Annotated in this window: 2 tRNA genes and 2 rRNA genes; all 4 read left to right on the forward strand. The window is 52.0% G+C overall.

The window, feature by feature from the left end:
* Positions 1–374 (forward strand): 16S ribosomal RNA (locus QPL98_RS19400); the annotation flags it as partial.
* 245 nt (positions 375–619) lie between these two features.
* A tRNA-Ile gene (locus QPL98_RS19405) sits at positions 620–696 on the forward strand.
* 96 nt (positions 697–792) lie between these two features.
* Positions 793–868 (forward strand) — tRNA-Ala (locus tag QPL98_RS19410).
* A gap of 311 nt (positions 869–1179) precedes the next feature.
* Positions 1180–1277, forward strand: a 23S ribosomal RNA gene (locus tag QPL98_RS19415); the annotation flags it as partial.

Genomic DNA, 1277 nt, shown 5'->3' on the forward strand with positions numbered 1-1277 from the left:
AAACCGGAGGAAGGTGGGGATGACGTCAGGTCATCATGGCCCTTACGGCCAGGGCTACACACGTGCTACAATGGCGCGTACAGAGGGCTGCCAACTCGCGAGAGTGAGCCAATCCCTTAAAGCGCGTCGTAGTCCGGATCGGAGTCTGCAACTCGACTCCGTGAAGTCGGAATCGCTAGTAATCGCGAATCAGAATGTCGCGGTGAATACGTTCCCGGGCCTTGTACACACCGCCCGTCACACCATGGGAGTGGATTGCACCAGAAGTAGTTAGTCTAACCTTCGGGAGGACGATTACCACGGTGTGGTTCATGACTGGGGTGAAGTCGTAACAAGGTAGCCGTAGGGGAACCTGCGGCTGGATCACCTCCTTAAACGAAGCCGAATGCTTCGGTCAGAGTCCACACGAATTACTTGGTTGGCTAATAAAGAGAGCAAAAGGGTCTATGCAGGCCCGATGTCGGTTTGCCACAAACACTGAGTCAGTCTCGGGGTTTGGCGCCGGATTCGGAACGGCTGGCAAGGCGCAGGTTGAGTGAAAGAGGGAGCGTACACACGTACGTGACCGATTGAGCGAAAGCTGCAACGCAGTCCAGGCGTTTCGAAGACAAGCAAAACCGGGTCTGTAGCTCAGGTGGTTAGAGCGCACCCCTGATAAGGGTGAGGTCGGTGGTTCAAGTCCACCCAGACCCACCAGAATTATCCAGCTCGGCGTTATCGAATGACTTGCATAGCAGGCTATGCGGCGCCATCCGATGCCTTGATCTGAATAATTCTTGTAGATAGCTTCTTGGGGCTATAGCTCAGCTGGGAGAGCGCCTGCCTTGCACGCAGGAGGTCGGCAGTTCGATCCTGCCTAGCTCCACCAAACTTTACTGACTAACTTCGGTTAGCAGTGTGCAGAAACAAGTGTTTCAACTTGATGAAAGTTCGAAGCCCTTCTTTCTGATCACTGGGTCAGATTTGCTCTTTAACAAATTGGACGAGATAGAACACGAATATTTTTCTCTCATTATCTCCGAGAGAAAATGTTCAAAGTGATAGCGATTTCAAGCGTTATCCGGTGTTGTCGTTGAAGTGGTTGTTCTATTGCTTCAAGTGACTGTCTCGAAGAAACATCGGAATCAGGCTTGCCTGGTGATGGGTGTGAATTCGTGATCAGTTGTCTTGGGGTTATATAGTCAAGCAACTAAGCGCATACGGTGGATGCCTTGGCAGTCAGAGGCGATGAAAGACGTGGAAGCCTGCGATAAGGTTCGGGGAGCTGGCAAACGAGC

The organism is Marinobacter sp. ST-43, from assembly GCF_030541085.1.
GTDB lineage: Bacteria > Pseudomonadota > Gammaproteobacteria > Pseudomonadales > Oleiphilaceae > Marinobacter > Marinobacter nauticus.